Genomic DNA, 19,451 nt, shown 5'->3' with positions numbered 1-19,451 from the left:
GGATTTGCGATGTTTGCGTCAACAAAAAGCCAGATGTAATCGATTAGAGTCGCGTTGACATTCAAGCCCTACCGTCGCAAGAAAGTCCCTCGACTAATCCCAACGGAGACCCATTGGAAACCGTGTCCAGATATCCTTTTTCCAGGCTGACTCTGCGGAACTGGTCCTTAAGCACCATTCTCCTCTTCGTTCTTACCGCGTTTTCGCCGGCGTTGATCGCAAGTGAAGCCCGCGCCGAGTTTCGCGTCTGCAATGGGACGCAGAATCTGGTCGGCGTCGCTATCGGCTACCGTGCCAAGGAAGGCTGGATCACCGAAGGCTGGTGGCAGGTCCCCGCGACAACCTGCGCCACCCTGATCGAGGGCGAACTCCAGTCACGATACTATTATCTCTATGCTGAAGATGCGGCTCGCGGCGGACGCTGGACGGGCGACGTCAATATGTGCGTTGCCGAAAACGAGTTCAAAGTAACCGGCGTGCAGGACTGTTTCGCGCGCGGTTTTCAGCGGATGGGGTTCAAGGAATACGACACGGGGCGTCAGGGAAGCTGGATGGTTCAGTTGTCCGACACCCCAGGGACTCAAGAAAGCCATAACTGATGAAGCGGAATAGAAAAGTCAAAATCCTCGCAACGCTCGGACCGGCATCGGGCGAAGAAGAGATGATCCAGAAGCTGCACGAGGCGGGGGCTGATCTTTTCCGGATCAACATGAGCCATGCCAGCCACGATATGATGCGCACGCTGATCAAGCGCATCCGCAATGTCGAGGCGCGCTGTGGCCGGCCGATCGGCATTCTCGCCGACCTTCAGGGACCGAAACTGCGGGTCGGCAAGTTTGCCGCCGGCAAGGTCGATCTGGTTCCCGGACAGACGTTTACCCTCGACAACAAGGACGAGCCGGGCGACGCCACCCGTGTCTACCTTCCGCACCCGGAAATTCTGGAATCGGTCAAGGCCGGCCACCGCCTGCTGATCGATGACGGCAAGCTGCATCTGCGCGCCGACAAGTCGGACGGCAAGAGCATTGTCTGCACCGTTATCGCCGGTACCAAGATTTCCGACCGCAAGGGTGTCAGCCTTCCCGATACGCTGCTGAGCGTCGGTGCGTTGACCGAAAAAGACCGTGCCGACCTCGACGCCGTCCTCGAAACCGAGGATGTCGATTGGGTCGCCCTGTCGTTCATTCAGCGTCCGGAAGATCTGTCCGAAGTCCGCAAGATCTCGCGCGGCCGCGTCGGCCTGATGTCGAAGATCGAAAAGCCGCAGGCGATCGAGCGGATCGACGAAATCATCGAGCTGTCCGATGCGCTGATGGTTGCCCGTGGCGACCTCGGCGTGGAAATGCCGCTTGAGGCCGTTCCCGGTCTGCAGAAGCAGTTGATCCGGGCTGCCCGCCGCGCCGGCAAGCCGGTCGTCGTCGCCACGCAGATGCTGGAATCGATGATTTCGGCTCCGGTCCCGACCCGCGCCGAGGTCTCCGACGTTGCGACGGCCGTGTTCGAAGGCGCTGACGCCATCATGCTGTCGGCCGAATCGGCTTCGGGTGATTATCCGGTGGAATCGGTGGCGACCATGGCCTCGATTGCCAGCAAGATTGAAACCGACCCGCATTATCCGGGCATCATCTATGCCCAGCGCACTCCCCCGGAAGCCACCGGCGCCGATGCGATTTCGCTGGCTGCCCACCAGATTGCCGAAACGCTCAAGCTGTCGGCCATCGTCTGTTATACCTCGTCCGGCACGACCGGCCTGCGCACCGCGCGCGAGCGTCCGCAGGTTCCGATCCTGGCCTTGTCACCGGTTATCCAGACGGCACGCCGTCTCTCCGTCGTCTGGGGCCTGCACTGCGTCGTAACGTCCGATGCGACCGATCTGGACGACATGGTCAACCGCGCCTGCCGCATCGTTGCCACCGAAGGCTTCGGCAAGCCGGGCGACCGGGTGATCATCTCGGCCGGCGTTCCGCTCGGAACGCCGGGCGCCACCAACATGCTGCGTATCGCCTATATCGGCTCCGACGGCCTCAGCGGCGTCTGAGACAAGCTTAAAGTTCATGAAAAAACCGCCCGAGCGATCCGGCGGTTTTTTTGTCTTTTGGCTTCTCTGGTCAGATGGTGATGCTGACGGGGATGGCGATTGTCACACCCGGTGCTCCAGCTGGAGCGCCGCTGCCGAACGCGGCGTTCAAGCCTTCGATTGCCTGGTTCAGGCTCTCTCCCGACCTCTGCACTTCGCTTATGGCGTTCTGGTCGGCATTCTTCTGCTCGCGCATGCGCCGCTGGGCATCTTCGAGCAAAGCCTTGATCTCCTGCGCCACGGCCTTGAATTCCTCAAGCGTCTTGCGGTCATCGGCGGAGACGGTCTGTTGCTCCGTGCCATCCTTCATCGTGTCCTGATAGGCCTTCTGGGCGAAGGACATGTCGTCTTCAGCGCTGTCGGTCGTCCCAGCGGTCTGCGCATCGGACTGCCCGGCCAGCGTTGCCGCAGCCTCCGTCGTGCTGGTCGTGCCGGCTCCTGTGATCGATCCGGCTGAAACGGCCGATGCAAAGTCCTTGGCTGCAGCGCCGATTTCGCGGGCCAGATGGCCTGCCTGCCGGGCGAGGATTTCCGGATCGAAATTCCAGCGGCGGAGGTATTCCAGCTGCTTCTTGGCGTCATCCAGTTTTTGCCTCGCCCGCGCCTTCATGTCGTCGGCATCGGTTTCTGCCGTGCTTTTCAGCATGCCGAGCGCCCAGTCCCGCAGGCTTTGCGTATCGGTTGCCACGCCAGCCGGGCCCGCCCCTGCTGTGGAGGCCGTGGTGCGACGGGATAGGTTGTGGCGATGCCGCCGATTTGCATGAATGGGACCTCCGGATTGGGGCCGCAGGTTGCAATCGCCAACTTGCATGGGGCTGGCGCGTTAGCTGTTAAGCTGCTGAAAGAAGCTAGTTTACCACCGTGATCCCGGCCTCAGCCTGTGCGGCGAATGCGTTCAGGTCACGCTTCTTGCCCGCCAGAGATTCTATCGCGGCAATGGCGAGATCCGTGACGATGTAATCCGGCTTGTGGCCCAGATTATGGATGCGCAGCAGTGTCGAGCCTGCAATCTCTTCATGCAGTTGCCGCGAGTGGATCTCCGGCAGGACGACGCGGTCGGCATCGCCGGTGATGATCACGGTCGGTGCCTTGATCTCCTTGTAGCGCGGCGCAACTCGCTTCACGTAGTCGAGCAGATTGGCGATATCGATGGCGTTGTTGCGAAAGGCGGCGGGCCTGATCGCCAGGTAGGCGGCTGTGTCTTCAACATAGCTGTCAGGGCGCGGATTGGGTGCAAAAACGTATCTGGTCGCCTTGTCGATCGAGGCAAGGCCGATGGGTGGCGCCACCAATGTGGCAAACAGCCAGCCGAGCACCGGCGTTCTGGTGACGCTGTAATACCACTCGATACCGCCGGGCCAGGGGTGGGTGGCCGGGGACAGAAACAGCAGGCCCGCCACCATATCCTTGTGGTTCAGGGCGAAGGTGGCGGCAATCGCACCGCCGAAAGAATGGCTGACGATGATGGCTTTCTTGATGCCGCGCTTTTTCATCAGGGCGGCGATCGCATCGGCTTGGCCGTCGGGATAGGCATTCTGCGGCCCGCCGCGATCGGAGAAGCCGAGGCCGGGGCGGTCGAGGAACAGCATGTCGGCGCGGCCTTCGAGCTTGCTGCGGAAGGCAACCATCGGGTCGCGCAGATTGGCGCTTGCCCCGTGGATGAAAACCAGGGTGGGCAGATCGGCGTTTTTCGGGCGCGGCACGTAGACGCTGTTCATCTTGTAGCCGCCGACATCGATCCGCTCACCGGTATTGGGATTGTCCCGTTCGAAGGCTGCCGCCTGATAGGCGCTGAAACCGAACCCAGTGACGAGGGCGGCAAGGAACACGGATGCAAAGACCAGCATGACTTTCCTGAAAACGAAATTCATCAATCCCTCTTCCGCGCGCTTGCAGATCGTCCGGATGGGCAATCGGCCGGATGGTCGGTTATCGTCCGATACGTAGAAGAGGGCGCCACGGTTTCGCCGGGGAGGCAGAATTATGTGCGGTTGCCGGCAAGTTTTTCTTCCAGCTCGCCAAGCTGCTCCTGCGCCTTGCGGTCGGCGGGATAGATGTCGAGGAATTGTTCCCAGGCGCGCAGTGCCAGCTCGTCCTGTCCGGAAGACGTGAGGATCGCGGCCATTCCGGCAAGGGCGCCGAAATGACGCGGCTCGATCGCCAGCACTTGGTTGATGTCGGACATGGACTTGCGGTAGTTGCCCATCTGGTAATGCAGCGTTGCCCGCTGGTTCCAGCCTTCGACATAGCGCGGTGAGAGGGTGATGACCTGGTCGAAAATATCCAGTGCGGTTGCCTGCTGGTTAGTTTCGACGGCTTTGGACGCCCATTGCATCAGGAGATTGACGGTGGCGCTGCCGGACTCCTGCCACTCCACGCGGATCCGGTTGGAAATCTCGCGCGCCTTGTCCTGGTCGCGTTCGCGCTTCAATTCGGCAAAAAGCGTATCGAGCTTCTGCATGGGCGTCGTCAGCTCAGACGTCGCCGATGCCTGGGCCGCATCAGCGGCAAAGGCGGGCAGGGGACTGGTTGCGGATGCAACGAGTATGCTGCCGAGAATCAAAAATGAAGACATGAGTTTAACCATGGCAGATATGGTAGTCCGCCATGGCCGAAGATCAAATCAAATTTGAGACATCAAAATGATGAACCGCTGGGAAACAAGCTGTGTTGAAAGCAAGTCTACCCGAGCGCACTCAACCCATGCGTGGTCTTTCCGAAAGCACAGACTTCCGGCGCACACGATGGATCAGCCCTGACGGGCCTTGAAGCGCGGGTTCAGCTTGTTGATGATGTAGACGCGACCCTTGCGGCGAACCAGACGGTTTTCGCGGTGACGGGACTTCAGCGACTTAAGCGAATTTTTGATCTTCATTTTTCTGATCCGCAGTTTCGGCGACTTTGAACTCGCCGGTCTTTAACAATCAAAAGCGCGCTTGCAGACCGTTAAGGCCGAGCGCGCTCTTAGGGTGGCAGGCAAATAACCCGGCATCGTAAACGTGTCAACCGCAGAGAGCCTGTTTTCATGGCGGTTGGCGGCTTTTCTGTGGGTTAAACCCTTAGTCAAGCCAGGTGACATGCCCCATCTTACGTCCCGGCCGTGCTTCCGTCTTGCCATAGAGGTGAACGAGCGTATCGGGCTTGGCGAGCCATGCCGGCAGGTCGTCGATATCGTCGCCGATCAGGTTCTGCATCACGCAGCCGGAGTGGCGGGCGCCGTCCGACAGGGCCAATCCGGTGACGGCGCGGATGTGCTGCTCGAACTGCGAGACTACGCAGGCTGCCTCCGTCCAGTGGCCGGAATTGTGGACGCGCGGGGCGATCTCGTTGGCGATCAGGGTGCCGTCCGAAAGCACGAAAAACTCGACGCCGATGACGCCGACATAACCAAGCGCCGTCAGGATAGCCGTGGCCGCAAGGCGGGCTGCCTCGGCCGTCGCCTCGTTGATCGAGGCCGGAACGGTGGACGTGTGGAGAATGCCGTTGCGGTGGACGTTTTCGGCCGGATCGTAGCAGGCAATGGTGCCATCGGTGCCGCGCGCGGCGATGATGGAGACTTCCCGCTCGAACGGCACGAAGCTTTCCAGAATGCACGGAACGCCGCCGAGCGCCAGATAGGCGCCACCCGGATCGTCAGCCTCGCTGCGGAACACCCTCTGGCCCTTGCCGTCATACCCGAGGCGCCGGGTTTTCAGGACCCCCTTGCCGAAGAAGTCGGCAAGCGCCCGCTCAAGGTCAGCCTGGCTGTCAATTGCATGAAAATGTGCGGTGTCGATGCCGCAGCCGTTGAGAAACTGTTTTTCCGTCACCCGGTCTTGCGATATTTCCAGAGCCTTTGGCGGCGGGAAGACGGGGAGGGTCCGGGCGAGGCGTTCGGCCGCATCGACGGGAACGTTCTCGAATTCGTAGGTGACGACATCACAGTCCGCAGCAAGCCGTTCGAGCGCTTCCGGGTCGTCATAAGCGGCGACGATCTGGCTGTTGGCGACTTGCGCTGCCGGACAGTCGATCTGAGGCTCCAGTATGACGGTGCGGAAATTCAGCCGGGCTGCGGCCATGGCCAGCATGCGGGCGAGTTGGCCGCCGCCGATGATGCCGATGGTCTTCATGCCTGATCCACGGGATATTCGGCAACCCCAGCGCTTTGCTGTTCGCGCCAGTCGTCGAGCCGGTCGGCAAGATCGGAATCGCTGAGTGCCAGAACGGCGGCGGCCAGAAGGGCTGCATTGATGGCGCCGGCGCGGCCGATCGCCAGGGTGCCGACGGGAATGCCGGCCGGCATCTGGACGATGGAGAGCAGGCTGTCCTGGCCGGAGAGCGCCTTGGACTGGACCGGAACGCCGAAAACGGGAAGCGGCGTCATCGCGGCTGTCATGCCGGGCAGGTGGGCTGCGCCGCCGGCGCCGGCGATGATCACCTTGAAGCCCTCGTCGCGCGCGCCTCTGGCAAAATTGATCAGTCTATCGACCGTGCGGTGCGCCGAAACGATACGGGCATCATAGGCGATGTCGAGGGCATCGAGCGTGTCGGCGGCATTCTTCATGGTTTCCCAGTCGGACTGGCTACCCATGATGATGGCGACGGGCGGGGTTGCTGCTTTCGTCACGTTGTTCGTTCCGCTTTGTTACAAGGCCGGGTTACAAGAGGGCCGAAGGTCCGGCCGGAGCGTTCGCAGCGTATCATGGCGGGACACGCAAGGGCTTCAGGCGATGATATCGGGAATGATCATGTCTTCGATCTTGGTGATCTTGTCCTTTATGATCAGCTTCTTCTTTTTCATCCGCTGGATACGCAGAGCGTCACAGCCCGTCTGGATCATCGCATTGATCGCAACATCATAGTCTTCATGTTCCTGTCTCAGCCGCGCTACGGTCAATCTGAGTTCGGCCTGATCCTGATCTGGCATGCAATTTTCCCCGTCAGCGCCGGCAGCAGATAGTCTGCTATCCGCATGAATCGAGCGTCCTCTAGCACAGAATTGTTGGTAACGGGAAGTTATCCCAATACCAAATCTCGACATCGAGATTTGCTGTCGGCCACGATTTCGCCTTCGACAAATGAAAAATAGCATGGCACACTATCTCGGTTGATACGTGGAACACCCGGCGCTTACTGATCGGGTGCAAGCAAAAGGAAGGGACTGCCACATGACCATTGAGGCTCATCTTGCAACGCTTGAGAAAAAACATGGTGTCTTGGAGCAGGAGCTCCATTCGGCGCTGACACAGCCGTCGGTCCAGGATCAGCATATCGCTGACATCAAGCGTCGGAAGCTGCGCTTGAAGGACGAAATTGAGAAGATTCGTTCTTCAACTCACTGATTACAGAAAGCAATCACATTCATCGGGAGACTTGTGTTCCAGCGCATTTGTTGAATTCCGGACAGCCAACTGAACTTTGAAGGCCGGTTTCAAGCGTTGTCGATAATGCGGAGTTGGTTGGTGCGGACATGAGGTTCGCCAAAACTGCGCAAGTATTAAGTTTCCCGATGACTGGCCATTGGCGGCCAAAACCCCTTACGACCAGAACTGATCCAGCCAGAGATTGACCCGGTCAAAGCCTGGCTTGTTGATCGCGTAGATCCGCTTTGTGCCGCTGGCCGATACGGATACGAGATTTGAATCCAGCAAAGCTTTCAGATGCTGCGATACGGCAGGCCGGCTGATTGGCAAACCCTGTGCCAGTTCATTCACCGTGCGCGGCGCGCGGCGCAATTCCTCCAGCAGATACCGCCGGTTCGGGTCCGAGATCGCATCGAAGGGATCAGCTTGTGCCATGCACAAAAGCTAAGAGAAATAGCGGCGCCCGGCAAGTAAATTGTGCGGTGCGGTAGAGAAATTTTGCGTTGCGGAATGCAGCTTTGGCGCGTGCATTGTCCACGGTCGGCCTACAGATCTTTCAGGTCTTCGCATCGAACGGCTATGACCCTGCAACAAGCGCGATGATCCCGTCATAGACCAGCTTGGAGCCGGCCAGAAATGCCATCGTGTACATGAAGGGATAAAACACCTGCGGCTGCATGCGCCGGACCACCCATGCGCCGGCCATAGTCGCCAGCATGGCGAGCGGAAACAGTGTCAGCGACGTGGTAAGATTGCTGAGATCCAGCTGTCCGAGCGCGAAATATGGGATGAGTTTGACGGCGTTGAGGATCGCAAAGAACCGCACGATCGTGCCGGTATATTCGCGCGGCGGCAATTTCAGCGGCAGGGTGTAGATCTGGAATGGCGGACCGCCGGCATGCGCGACAAAACTGCCATAGCCGGCGAGGCTACCGAAAAACGTTGCTTGAACCGGCCTTTGCGGCTTGGCGGGGGTGATGATCCCCTGACGCGCCCGCCACAGATTATAGACGTAGCGCAGCACGAAAAGAACGGTGATCGCCCCGATGATCAGCCTCAGTGCATCGCGCGGCACATAGGCTGCCGTGGCCCAGCCGATGACGATACCGATCAGTGCGCCGGGCAACAGGATCTTCAGCGTCGTCATGTCGCCATGCTTTCGCCATGTCCAGAGCGCGACCAGATCCATGGCGATCAGGATCGGTAAAAGAAGGGCTGCCGCCTGTACCGGCGAGACGGCCAGCGACAGAAGCGGCACGCCCATGAGCGAAAGCGCCTCTCCCATGCCGCCCTTGCTGAAGCCGACGAGCAGAACTGCGGGAATGGCGATGGCATAGAATTGAAAATCAGGAAGCATGGGTATCGGTTGATCCTTTGGCCGCTAGGGTCTATCGCTTTTGCAGATCGAAATCGAGTAGGGGTGATGCGCCGCCGCGCATTTCACCGGGAACAGAGACATTTATGAGCAATACAGACAATCGCTGCCGCCTCGTCCTCATCGTGCCGGATATCGCCGATATCGACAGCCGCGCGCAAATCCTGGGCAATGCGCTGCGTGGCGGCGATGTGGCCTCGGTGATCGTGCCGCAATACGGCCTAGACGATCAGACCTTCCAGAAGCATGCCGAAGCGCTGGTGCCGGTGATCCAGGCAGCGGGTGCTGCGGCACTGGTTGCCGGCGATACGCGGGTTGCGGGCCGGGTCAAGGCCGACGGCCTGCATGTGACCGGCAATGCCACCGAGCTGGCGGAAGCGATGGAAAAATTCTCGCCCAAGCTGATCGTTGGCGGCGGCAATGCCACCGACCGTCACCATGCGCTGGAAATGGGTGAAGTCCGTCCGGATTATGTATTCTTCGGAAAGGTCGACGGCGATATCAAGCCGGAGGCGCATCCGAAAAACGTCGCGCTGGCCGAATGGTGGGCCTCGATGATCGAAATTCCCTGCATCGTCATGGGTGGTACGGATCCGGAATCGGTGCTTGACGTCGCCGAAAGCGGAGCGGAGTTCGTCGCGTTGCGGCTGGCTGTGTTTGCCGAGCCGGAACAGGCACCGGCCATTGTCGCGAGCGTCAATGCACTTCTGGACGAAAAAGCGCCACGGTTTGAAGCTTAAGACATTTGCATGTTGATCCGTCCTTTTCCATCGCTACGCCGAATTCCTCTCCTGTTGCTCGGAGCTGCCCTTCTGGTTGCGCCGTCGGGCCTTCGTGCCGACGATACGCTGCCCGGTGTCAATGACGCGGCGCCGCCTGTGGTGCAGGACGAAAACGACGAGGGTGTGGTTGCCAAACGCGGCCGCATCACGCCCTTCAACGGGGCTGCGCTGCCCGAGGGCGAGCTCCCGGCCTTGCAGTCTCCCGAAGATGCCAAGAAGGCCGATGACGAGGCAAAAAAAGCCGATGCCAAAAAGCTGGGGCCGTCGACCGGCGTCAACGTGCTGGAGCGCATGGGCGCCGAACTGCCGGCCTTGCCGCAGGAAAAGCCGTTTGAGGGCAAGGCTGACGATGCCTATGGTGCGTTTCAGCGCGGCTATTATCTGACCGCGATGGAAATGGCTTTGCCGCGTGCACAGCTTGGCGATGCGGCGGCGCAGACGCTGGTCGCGGAAATCTTTTCGCAGGGGCTTGGTGTCGCGCGCAACAAGAAGGATGCGGCGTTCTGGTATGGCCAGGCGGCCAATTCCGGCGATCCGGCAGCGATGTTCAAATACGCGCTGCTGCTGATGGAAGGCCGCGATGTTACCCGCGACAAGAAGAAGTCGGAAGAGCTGATGAAGAAGGCTGCCGATCTCGGCAATTCTTCTGCACAGTTCAATTACGGCCAGCTGCTCGTCGCCGACATGCCCGGTGAAAAAGGCCTGAAGGCAGCGCTGCCTTACTATGAGAAGTCTGCCGAGCAGGGCATTGCCGACGCGCAATATGCCCTGTCGCAGATCTATCTAAATGTCGATGGCATCGATGACAACAAGCGGGCGACGGCGCGCGACTGGTTGCTCCGGGCAGCCAAGGCAGGGTTCGATACCGCCCAGCTGGACCTTGCCATCTGGTTGGTCGATGGCATCGGTGGCGACCGAAATCTCGAGGAAGGCTTCAAGTGGATGTCGCGGGCAGCCGGCGGCGGCAATGTCGTGGCCCAGAACAAGCTGTCGCATCTCTACGTCAATGCGATCGGCACGCGGCCTGATCCGATCGAGGCGGCCAAATGGTATGTATTGTCGCGCCGGGCCGGGCTGAAGGATGCGGCTCTTGAGGATTTCTATCTGGGGCTGACGGATGAGCAACAGAAGGCGGCGCTCAGTGCTGCCAACAAATACCGCTCGTCCTGACCGAGTTTCTGCGGCAAGACTTGAACTTTCGAGGGTTTTGTGGTCTTGAAGCGCCGGATTGGCGGCCGTAGGGGCGGCTCTCGGTTCTTTAGGGAATGCTCCCCATGAAAATCAACGGCAATGAAATTCGGCCCGGCTGCGTGGTCGAGCACAATGGTGGTCTTTGGGCTGCCGTGAAGTGCACGACCGTTAAGCCGGGCAAGGGTGGTGCTTTCAATCAGGTCGAACTGAAGAACCTGATCGATGGCACCAAGCTGAACGAGCGTTTTCGCTCGTCGGAAACCGTTGAGCTGGTCAGCCTTGAACTGAAAGACTTCCAATTCCTCTATGAGCAGGGCGATGCGCTGGTGTTCATGGACAATGAGAGCTATGAACAGCTGGAATTGCAGAAGGATTTCGTCGGCGATCGCGCCACCTTCCTGCAGGACGGCATGATGGTGACGGTGAAGCTTTACGACGAGAAGCCGATCGGCATCTCGCTGCCGGACCAGGTGGTTCTGACGATCGCGGAAGCCGATCCGGTGGTGAAGGGACAGACGGCAGCGTCCTCCTACAAGCCGGCGATCATGGAAAATGGCGTTCGCGTCATGGTTCCGCCGTTCGTCGCGACTGGAGAGCGTATTCTGGTCGATACCAATGAAATTACCTATCTCCGCCGCGCGGACTGATCCGCAGCGGCATATCTGAATTTCTCCGGCCGTTCCTGCGGCCGGTTTTCTGTTTCGAAGGAAAAGCCAAATGGCACGCTCAGCTCTTCTCAATGTCATGGTTCAGGCCGCGTTCAAGGCCGGCAAGTCCCTGGCGCGCGACTTCGGCGAAGTGCAGAACCTGCAGGTCTCGCTGAAAGGCCCCGGCGATTATGTTTCGCAGGCCGACCGCAAGGCAGAAAAGCTGCTCCGCGAGGAACTGATGAAAGCCCGCCCGACCTACGGCTTCCTCGGCGAGGAAGGCGAAGAGATCATCGGCACCGATGGCGCGCATCGCTGGATCGTCGATCCGCTTGATGGCACGACGAACTTCCTGCACGGCATTCCGCATTTCGCGATTTCGGTGGCGCTTGAGCGCCAGGGCGAAGTTGTCGCCGCTGTCATGCTCAATCCGGCGACCGACGAACTCTACACGGCAGAGCGTGGCGGCGGAGCCTTCCTCAACGACCGCCGTCTGCGCGTCGCCGCCCGCAAGAACCTCTCGGATGCTGTCATCGGCACCGGCACGCCGCATCTGGGCGTCGCCAACCATGGCACCTATTTGGTCGAACTGCGCCACGTCATGGGCGAAGTTGCCGGCGTGCGCCGCATGGGCTCTGCCTCGCTTGATCTCGCCTATGTCGCTGCCGGCCGTTTCGACGGCTTCTGGGAGCGCGGCCTGATGCCGTGGGATCTGGCAGCCGGCATCCTTATGATTCGCGAAGCCGGCGGCTGGGTTGCCGATATCGACGGTGGCAACAAGCCGATGGACGACGGCTCGATCGTTGCGGGCAACGAATATATCCGCAAGGCGCTGCATGACGTGTTGCACCGCCCCATTCCAGGCAAGTAAGCAGAGAATGGTCTGAACGGGCGGCTGTTTCATCCTGTTGATGTTGCCCGTTGTTTCCCCTTCAATTTGGCACAAACTTCCTCTAGTCTCCGCCCAGCGTCGCCCTACCTGTTCGGCAGGCAAGGGCGCAGCACTGGCAAACCGGAGAGTAGAGCCCCATGGCGAAATTGGAACTGTCGGGATGGGATGCCGGCGGAGGTTTGAACGAGGGGTATAATCCCAACAAGCTGTCGAGCCCGATGGTCTTCTTCTGGACCATGGTGATCTTCCTGATCATCGTCGGGTTCGTCGCAGCCATCCTGTTTCGCCAGGCACAGGCGGCTTTTCTCAGCAATCCCGGCCTGAACGGCCTTATTTTCGGCGTTCTGCTGATTGGCGTCCTGCTGGTCTTCAACCATGTCTTCAGTCTGCGGCCCGAAGTCCGCTGGTTCAATTCCTTCCGCGCTGCCGGCAGCGCCGAGAAGGTCGGCCGCGATCCGGTGCTTCTGGCGCCGATGCGGGCGCTGATCGGCCAGCGCCATTCGATGTCGATCTCGACGACGGCACTGCGCTCCATTCTCGATTCGATCGCCACCCGCCTCGACGAATCGCGTGACACCTCGCGATACCTGATCGGCCTTTTGGTCTTCCTCGGTCTGCTCGGCACGTTCTGGGGCTTGCTCGGCACGATCGGCTCGATCAATACCGTCATCCAGTCTCTGGATGCTGGAACGGGAAGCACCGAGGACGTCCTTGCCGCGCTGAAAACCGGCCTGTCTGCACCTTTGACCGGCATGGGCACGGCATTCTCGACATCGCTCTTCGGTCTGTCGGGATCGCTGATCCTCGGTTTTCTTGATCTTCAGGCCGGCCGCGCGCAAAACCGCTTCTATACCGAGCTTGAAAACTGGCTCTCCTCGGTGACGGACGTCAGTTCCGACCAAGCATCCGTGCCTGGCAAGCCGCTTTCGGCGCCGGTCGAGGAATTGCGCCAATTGACCGAACAATTGGCCCGGCTGAACCAGGATGGCGGCATGAACCAGCGCACCACTGCCGCAATGGCAAGTCTTGCCGAGGGCATACAAGGGCTGGTGAAAAACATGCGCGGCGAACAGCAGATGCTGCGCGACTGGATCGAGGCGCAGCAGGAAGAGGCAAAGTCGATGCGCAAGACGCTCGACAAGCTTTCGTCCCGCATCGGCCATGCAGACAAGATTCCGACGCACCCGGACAGGACCCCACCCAAGCTTGCCCGCGTCGAAGATGCCGGAGGGAATGACTGATGGCACTGGCGCGCAAGGGCCGCAGCCAGAGGACCGTCGATTACTGGCCGGGTTTTGTCGATGCCCTGTCGACGCTGCTCTTGTCGATCATGTTCCTGCTCTGCGTGTTTGTGCTTGGGCAGTTTCTGCTCAGCCGCGAAATCAGCGGCAAGGACGATGTGCTCAACCGGCTGAACAGCCAGATCAACGAACTGACCCAGCTTCTGGCGCTGGAAAAGGGCGGCAAGCAGGATCTTGAGGATTCGCTGGCCAATCTCCAGGCATCGCTGTCCACATCGGAAGGCGAGCGCTCACGGCTGCAGGCGCTGCTGGATCAAGGTGCGGGCAGTTCCGATAGCGCAAACCAGCAGATCGGCGACCTCACGGGAAAGCTCGATGCGGAAAAGCAGGTGAGCACCCGGGCCATGAACCAGATCGATCTGCTCAACCAGCAGATCGCCGCACTGCGCAGCCAGATTGCTGCCATCGAGGGCGCGCTGCAGGCCTCCGAGTCGAAGGACACTGCCTCGCAGACGAAAATCGCAGATCTCGGCCGCCGGCTGAACGTGGCGCTGGCACAGCGCGTGCAGGAGCTGAACCGCTACCGCTCCGACTTCTTCGGCCGTCTGCGTGAAATCCTTTCGGACCGTGAGAATATCCGTATCGTCGGCGACCGTTTCGTTTTCCAGTCGGAAGTGCTGTTTCCGTCAGGCGGCAACGAGTTGAACCCGGCAGGCCAGGAAGAAATGGGCAAGCTTGCCTCGGCGGTGCTTGATCTTGCCAAAGAGATTCCCTCCGAGATCAATTGGGTGCTGCGTGTCGACGGCCATACCGACAACGTGCCGCTGTCCGGGACTGGGCGCTATATCGACAATTGGGAGCTTTCGTCTGCGCGTGCGACATCGGTCGTCAAATTCCTGATTTCCAAGGGCGTTCCCGCCAACCGTCTGGTGGCCGCCGGCTTTGGCGAATTCCAGCCGATTGCCGAGGGCGAAACGCCGGAAGCGCGATCGCAGAACCGCCGCATCGAGTTGAAGCTCACCGAGAAGTAAAGGACCCGCCCTCTTTTGACGCGGCGGTCAACCATTCACTACCGAGGACTTTCCGGCCGTGTTGCCCGTTGCCCTGACGTTTACGTGTGCGTAATGTTTGGAGTGGGTGGAATTGCAGGAGGATGCCGATGGATTGTGATGTTCTGGTGATCGGGGCGGGGCTTGCGGGCCTTGTGACAGCTGTCGAGGCTGCCGATCGCGGTCTGCGGGTCATCGTTCTCGATCAGGAAGGCGAACAGAATCTCGGCGGCCAGGCCTTCTGGTCGCTCGGCGGTCTTCTGTTTATCGATAGTCCCGAGCAGCGGCGTATGCGCATTCGCGATACGCTCGATCTTGCCCACCAGGACTGGATGGGATCGGCGCAATTCGATCGCCCCGAGGATTTCTGGCCGCGCCGCTGGGCAGAGGCCTATCTCGATTTCGCGGCGACTGAAAAGCGCGCCTGGCTGCACAGTCAGGGCATGCGCTGGTTCCCGGTGGTCGGCTGGGCAGAGCGTGGCGGTGGTCTGGCCGATGGTCACGGAAATTCGGTGCCGCGTTTCCATGTGACATGGGGAACGGGACCGGGCGTTTTGGCGCCGTTCATTGCGCGGGCACGGGCGCTGGAGGCGCGGGGGCGCATCCGTTTCCGGTTTCGCCATCAGGTCGATGAACTGATCATGAGCAATGGGGCGGTTACCGGTGCGCGCGGCTCGGTTCTCAAAAGTGACGGCGTGCCGCGCGGCCAGCGCAGTTCGCGAGAGGTGGTCGACGAGTTCTGGTTCGAGGCCGGTGCCGTCGTCGTCTCGTCCGGCGGTATTGGTGGCAATCACGATATGGTGCGGCGGCAATGGCCGGTCGATCGCCTTGGCCCGCCGCCGAAGTTCATGGTCAGCGGTGTGCCTGACTATGTCGATGGCCGCATGGTGGAGATTGCCGAGCATGCGCGCGGATCGGTGATCAACAAGGATCGCATGTGGCACTATACCGAAGGTCTTAGAAACTTCGATCCGGTCTGGACGAACCACGGTATCCGCATCCTGCCCGGGCCATCCTCGTTCTGGTGCGATGCCGACGGCAACCGGTTTGCAGCACCTGCCATGCCGGGCTTCGACACGCTTGGAACGCTGAAAGCGATCCGCAAAACCGGGGCGGACTATAGCTGGTTCATTCTGACCAAGGCGATCATCAGACGAGAGTTCGCGCTGTCCGGCTCCGAGCAAAACCCGGATCTGACGGGGAAGAATATTCCACTGCTGTTGAAGCGGCTCGGCAAGAACCCGCCCGGCCCGGTACAGGCGTTTATGGACAAGGGCGAGGATTTCATCGTTCGCGACCGGCTGGAGGATCTGGTTGAGGCGATGAATGCGCTGAGCGGCGAAGGGCGGCTGTCGCTGGAGCATCTGCGCGGTCAGATCGAGGCTCGCGACCGGGAGATCGGCAATCCGTTCTCCAAGGATGCTCAGGTGACCGCCATTCGTGGCGCGCGCAATTACCTCGGCGACAGGCTTATGCGGACGGCCAAGCCTCATCGGCTGCTCGATCCGAAAGCCGGACCGCTGATTGCCGTGCGGCTAAATATCCTGACACGGAAGACGCTGGGTGGCCTGCAGACGGATCTGAACGGCCGGGTGCTGGAACTGTCGGGCGAGCCGGTTCCGGGGCTCTATGCGGCCGGCGAGGTCGCCGGTTTCGGTGGTGGCGGCATGCACGGCTATAACGCGCTGGAAGGGACGTTTCTCGGCGGGTGCCTGTTTTCGGGACGGGTCGCCGGGCGCAGCGTCGGCATCTGATCGATGCTTGGAGACAGCTCCCCGGATGACCGGGGAGCGGCTTATGATCAATCCAGCTGGACGTTGGCGTCCTTGACGACGGGACCCCATTTCGCCAATTCGGCCGTGACATGGGTGGCCAGTTCTTCCGGTGTCGAGGCAATGATGGTGGCGCTGAAGTCTTTCATCTTTTCGGCCACGGTCGGATCTGCGAGCGCTTTCTTGGCGGCAGCATTCAGCCGGTCGATGGCCTCCTTCGGCGTTCCGGCCGGGGCAAACAGAGCGTTCCAGGTATAGGTCTCATAACCCGGGATGGTCTCGGCGATGGTCGGCACATCCGGGAAGGACGGCGCGCGTTCCTTCGTGGTCACTGCAAGCGCCCGCAAGGTGCCGGACTTGATATGGCCGGATGACGAGGGCAGGTTGTCGAACATGATCGGCACCTGGTTGCCGATCACGTCGTTCAGCGCCGGACCTGATCCCTTGTAGGGCACGTGCTGCATGCTGACACCAGCCATCTTCTTGAATAGCTCGCCGGAGAGATGCAGCGGCGTGCCATTGCCGGAAGAGGCATAGGAATATTGCTCCGGTGCCGCCTTTATAAGAGCGACGAGCTCCGCGACGGTCTTGGCCGGCAGTTCCGGATTGACGACAAGCACGTTGGGCACCAGCACCAGCAGCGAGACCGGAGCGAAATCCTTTTCCGGATCGTAGGGCTTGGTCTTGAGGATCAGCGGATTGAGCGCGTGGGTCGCGACTGTTCCCATCAGGATGGTGTAGCCATCGGGCTCAGCCCGTGCCACCCGGTCGGCGCCGAGATTGCCGCCGGCACCGGCGACGTTTTCAACCACGACCTGCTGGCCGAGATCGTCGGCCATTTTCTGCCCGATGATGCGGGCAACGACGTCGGTCGAGCCGCCGGCTGCAAATGGTACCACGAGGGTGACCGGCCGATCGGGGAATTCCTGTGCTTGCGCTGCAGTGGCAAGCGTAAGCGCTGATGCTGCTGCCATCGCAAGCGCGAGAGCCGTGCGTCGCTTCAATAAAGACAAAGTCATTCAAATCTCCTCCCAAAGACGTTGCTGCGGGCAACAATAGCGCTGCAAGCCGGCAGGGCAACCGTTGGAAGAAGATTAACGGTTAACAGCGTCAGCCAAGCGTGACCACATTGCTTGCTTCTGGCGCATCATAGTCGAATTGCAGCCGGGCGAGCTTGGCATAAAGGCCGCCCTGGCGGACGAGGGACGCATGCGTGCCCTCCTCGACGATCCGGCCCTGGTCCATCACCAGGATGCGGTCTGCCTTCAGAACGGTTGCCAGCCGGTGGGCGATGACCAGTGTCGTGCGTTCGCGCATCAGGCCATCCAGAGCCTTCTGCACCAGCGTTTCGCTTTCGGCGTCGAGTGCCGAGGTCGCCTCGTCGAGCAGCAGCACGGGCGCATCCTTGAGGATCGCACGGGCAATGGCGATGCGCTGCCGCTGGCCGCCCGACAGCGTGATGCCGCGTTCGCCGACCTGCGTGTCGTAGCCCTGATCCAACCTGGCGATGAATTCATCAGCCTGTGCGGCCATGGCAGCGATCTTGACCATATCGCGTGATGCCGACGGCAGGCCGAAGGCGATGTTGTCGTGGATCGAGGCGGCAAAGATCGTCACGTCCTGCGGCACGATGGCGATGCGGCGGCGCAAGGCTTCCGGATCGACGGCGCGGATATCGGCGCCATCGACGGAAACCGCGCCCTTGACCGGATCGTAGAAGCGCAGAAGCAGCGAGAACACCGTGCTCTTGCCCGCACCCGACGGGCCGACGATCGCAACCGTCTCGCCGGGCTTGACGGCAAAGCTCAGGCCCTTGACGCTCTTGTAGCCCGGCCGCGACGGATAAGCGAAGTGCACGTCGTCAAAGCTTACCGCACCCTGCGCCGGTTCCGGCATCGGCAGTGGATTGGCCGGCGCGGTGATCTCGGGCTGTTCGACCAGCAATTCGCTCAATCGCTCGGCGGCACCTGCGGCCTGGGAGAGTTCGCCCCAGACTTCCGAGAGCGCGCCGAGGCTGCCGGCGGCAAAGACCGAATAGAGCAGGAACTGGCCAAGCGTACCGGCCGAGAGGGCGCCGGACAGCACGTCCTGCGCGCCGAACCACAAGACGGCGACGACGCTGCCGAAGATCATGGTAATGGCAAATGCTGTAAGAATGGAGCGGGCCTTGATGGCGGAGCGCGCCGCCTCATAGGCGCTTTCGACGGAACTGCCGTAGCGGGCCTGCGCTGCCGCTTCGCCGTTGAAGGCCTGAACGGTGCGGGCGGCGGAGATCGCTTCGCCGGCATAGGCTGAGGCGCTGGCCAGCGTATCCTGTGCCTCACGCGACCGGCGCCGCACCGAGCGGCCGAACCCCACCAGCGGAAAAACGATGACGGGGATCGCGGCAATCACCAGGCTCGACAGTTTCGGGCTGGTATAGACCATCATGCCGATGGCCCCGAGACACAGGATGATGTTGCGCAGCGCCACCGACGCGGTGGCGCCGACGGCGGATTTGATCTGCGTCGTATCGGCGGTCAGCCGCGAGACGATCTCGCCGGACTGGTTGACGTCGAAGAAGGACGGGGAAAGCCGGGTGATATGATCGAACACATCGCGGCGCAGATCGGCGACGATGCGCTCGCCGAGCGTGATGACGAAATAATAGCGGCAGGCACTCGCCAAAGCCAGAATGATCGCCAGGATCATCAGCATCGAGAAGTAGGTGTTGATGAAACCGGAATCGGAATTGGAGAAGCCGTGGTCGATCATCCGGCGCACGGCCATCGGCAGCGTCAAGGTGGTCACGGCTGCGGCGACCAGCGAAATGCCGGCGCCTATGACGAGATTGCGATAGCGCTGGATATACGGCAGCAGCTTGACCAGCGGGCGGACTGACTTTCGCCCCGCCGGTTGAACGACCTCATTCGACACATGACCTCCAATACCGGAAGAAGCTTACAAAACTCGCATGAGTCTTCTCCGGCGGTACTTGTTATCCTAATGACCATCATGTATAGGCACGGCATCAAATTGGGAAGCCGTGGTCCCTTCAGTGGTCTTCGGCATCATTTACGTGTTCGGTCCTCATGCCGCAATGG

The 19,451-nt window shown here is 60.7% G+C and carries 21 protein-coding genes; 10 read left to right on the top strand and 11 right to left on the bottom strand.

The genetic code is table 11. The annotated features are described in order from the left end of the window. Positions 1-146: 146 nt before the first annotated feature. Positions 147-599 (top strand): DUF1036 domain-containing protein, encoded by a 453-nt coding sequence (locus tag ACP7BS_RS16665; protein WP_372353174.1) that lies wholly within the window; start codon positions 147-149, stop codon positions 597-599. Continuing rightward, positions 599-2,038 (top strand): pyruvate kinase, encoded by a 1,440-nt coding sequence (pyk, locus tag ACP7BS_RS16660; RefSeq protein WP_426229702.1) that lies wholly within the window; start codon positions 599-601, stop codon positions 2,036-2,038. The genes ACP7BS_RS16665 and pyk overlap by 1 nt, the downstream gene beginning before the upstream one ends. Positions 2,039-2,108: 70 nt before the next feature. Here the strand turns inward: pyk and ACP7BS_RS16655 are convergent, their stop codons facing one another. The 7 genes from ACP7BS_RS16655 to ACP7BS_RS16625 form a co-directional block, all read right to left on the bottom strand. Then, positions 2,109-2,765, bottom strand: a complete 657-nt coding sequence (locus ACP7BS_RS16655; RefSeq protein ID WP_426238982.1) for a hypothetical protein — start codon at positions 2,763-2,765, stop codon at positions 2,109-2,111. A 160-nt stretch (positions 2,766-2,925) separates the two neighbouring features. Further along, positions 2,926-3,948 (bottom strand): alpha/beta fold hydrolase, encoded by a 1,023-nt coding sequence (locus ACP7BS_RS16650; RefSeq protein ID WP_426238981.1) that lies wholly within the window; start codon positions 3,946-3,948, stop codon positions 2,926-2,928. A gap of 110 nt (positions 3,949-4,058) precedes the next feature. Beyond that, positions 4,059-4,673 carry a tetratricopeptide repeat protein gene (locus ACP7BS_RS16645; protein ID WP_426239043.1) on the bottom strand — a complete coding sequence of 205 codons (615 nt, stop codon included), beginning with the start codon at positions 4,671-4,673 and terminating at the stop codon, positions 4,059-4,061. Positions 4,674-4,826: 153 nt separating this feature from the next. Continuing rightward, complete coding sequence (gene ykgO, locus ACP7BS_RS16640) at positions 4,827-4,952, bottom strand: type B 50S ribosomal protein L36 (RefSeq protein ID WP_113242037.1); 126 nt, start codon at positions 4,950-4,952, stop codon at positions 4,827-4,829. Positions 4,953-5,136: 184 nt separating this feature from the next. Further along, the gene (locus ACP7BS_RS16635) at positions 5,137-6,186 is read right to left on the bottom strand and encodes a 5-(carboxyamino)imidazole ribonucleotide synthase (protein ID WP_426238980.1); all 1,050 of its coding nucleotides are present in this window, start codon (positions 6,184-6,186) and stop codon (positions 5,137-5,139) included. Continuing rightward, the gene (gene purE, locus ACP7BS_RS16630; protein ID WP_426239042.1) at positions 6,183-6,647 is read right to left on the bottom strand and encodes a 5-(carboxyamino)imidazole ribonucleotide mutase; all 465 of its coding nucleotides are present in this window, start codon (positions 6,645-6,647) and stop codon (positions 6,183-6,185) included. The genes ACP7BS_RS16635 and purE overlap by 4 nt, the downstream gene beginning before the upstream one ends. 132 nt (positions 6,648-6,779) lie before the next feature. Then, positions 6,780-6,983: a YdcH family protein gene (locus tag ACP7BS_RS16625; RefSeq protein ID WP_426229698.1), complete on the bottom strand. Its 204-nt coding sequence runs from the start codon at positions 6,981-6,983 to the stop codon at positions 6,780-6,782. A 241-nt stretch (positions 6,984-7,224) separates the two neighbouring features. Between ACP7BS_RS16625 and ACP7BS_RS16620 the strand changes: the two genes are divergently transcribed. Continuing rightward, on the top strand, positions 7,225-7,398 hold the full coding sequence (locus tag ACP7BS_RS16620) for a YdcH family protein (RefSeq protein WP_037099985.1): 174 nt from the start codon (positions 7,225-7,227) through the stop codon (positions 7,396-7,398). 195 nt (positions 7,399-7,593) lie between these two features. On the opposite strand, the gene ACP7BS_RS16615 is transcribed toward ACP7BS_RS16620, so the two are convergent. After that, positions 7,594-7,854: an ArsR/SmtB family transcription factor gene (locus ACP7BS_RS16615; RefSeq protein WP_426229697.1), complete on the bottom strand. Its 261-nt coding sequence runs from the start codon at positions 7,852-7,854 to the stop codon at positions 7,594-7,596. 142 nt (positions 7,855-7,996) lie between these two features. Then, the gene (locus tag ACP7BS_RS16610) at positions 7,997-8,776 is read right to left on the bottom strand and encodes a sulfite exporter TauE/SafE family protein (protein WP_426238979.1); all 780 of its coding nucleotides are present in this window, start codon (positions 8,774-8,776) and stop codon (positions 7,997-7,999) included. Between the two features lie 104 nt (positions 8,777-8,880). Between ACP7BS_RS16610 and ACP7BS_RS16605 the strand changes: the two genes are divergently transcribed. From ACP7BS_RS16605 to ACP7BS_RS16575, 7 genes are all read left to right on the top strand, one after another. Then, positions 8,881-9,534: a thiamine phosphate synthase gene (locus ACP7BS_RS16605; RefSeq protein ID WP_426238978.1), complete on the top strand. Its 654-nt coding sequence runs from the start codon at positions 8,881-8,883 to the stop codon at positions 9,532-9,534. A 9-nt stretch (positions 9,535-9,543) separates the two neighbouring features. Further along, positions 9,544-10,746, top strand: coding sequence for a tetratricopeptide repeat protein (locus ACP7BS_RS16600; protein ID WP_426238977.1), 1,203 nt, complete (start codon positions 9,544-9,546; stop codon positions 10,744-10,746). 104 nt (positions 10,747-10,850) lie between these two features. Continuing rightward, positions 10,851-11,414 (top strand): elongation factor P, encoded by a 564-nt coding sequence (gene efp, locus ACP7BS_RS16595; RefSeq protein WP_426238976.1) that lies wholly within the window; start codon positions 10,851-10,853, stop codon positions 11,412-11,414. A 70-nt stretch (positions 11,415-11,484) separates the two neighbouring features. After that, positions 11,485-12,285, top strand: a complete 801-nt coding sequence (locus ACP7BS_RS16590) for an inositol monophosphatase family protein (RefSeq protein ID WP_426229693.1) — start codon at positions 11,485-11,487, stop codon at positions 12,283-12,285. Positions 12,286-12,443: 158 nt separating this feature from the next. Further along, on the top strand, positions 12,444-13,547 hold the full coding sequence (locus ACP7BS_RS16585; RefSeq protein WP_426238975.1) for a MotA/TolQ/ExbB proton channel family protein: 1,104 nt from the start codon (positions 12,444-12,446) through the stop codon (positions 13,545-13,547). Further along, entirely contained in the window at positions 13,547-14,578 is a 1,032-nt protein-coding gene (locus tag ACP7BS_RS16580; RefSeq protein WP_426238974.1) for a peptidoglycan -binding protein, read from the top strand. The genes ACP7BS_RS16585 and ACP7BS_RS16580 overlap by 1 nt, the downstream gene beginning before the upstream one ends. Before the next feature lie 128 nt (positions 14,579-14,706). Then, positions 14,707-16,350 (top strand): FAD-binding dehydrogenase, encoded by a 1,644-nt coding sequence (locus ACP7BS_RS16575; protein ID WP_426238973.1) that lies wholly within the window; start codon positions 14,707-14,709, stop codon positions 16,348-16,350. A 47-nt stretch (positions 16,351-16,397) separates the two neighbouring features. Here ACP7BS_RS16575 and ACP7BS_RS16570 read toward each other — a convergent pair whose 3' ends face one another. Next, positions 16,398-17,387 (bottom strand): Bug family tripartite tricarboxylate transporter substrate binding protein, encoded by a 990-nt coding sequence (locus ACP7BS_RS16570; RefSeq protein WP_426238972.1) that lies wholly within the window; start codon positions 17,385-17,387, stop codon positions 16,398-16,400. Positions 17,388-17,478: 91 nt separating this feature from the next. Further along, positions 17,479-19,284: an ABC transporter ATP-binding protein/permease gene (locus ACP7BS_RS16565; RefSeq protein ID WP_426238971.1), complete on the bottom strand. Its 1,806-nt coding sequence runs from the start codon at positions 19,282-19,284 to the stop codon at positions 17,479-17,481. Positions 19,285-19,451: the final 167 nt, after the last annotated feature.

Source organism: Pararhizobium sp. DWP1-1-3, assembly GCF_049896125.1.
Taxonomy (GTDB): domain Bacteria; phylum Pseudomonadota; class Alphaproteobacteria; order Rhizobiales; family Rhizobiaceae; genus Pararhizobium.
This window is presented reverse-complemented; position numbering and strand designations above follow the sequence as displayed.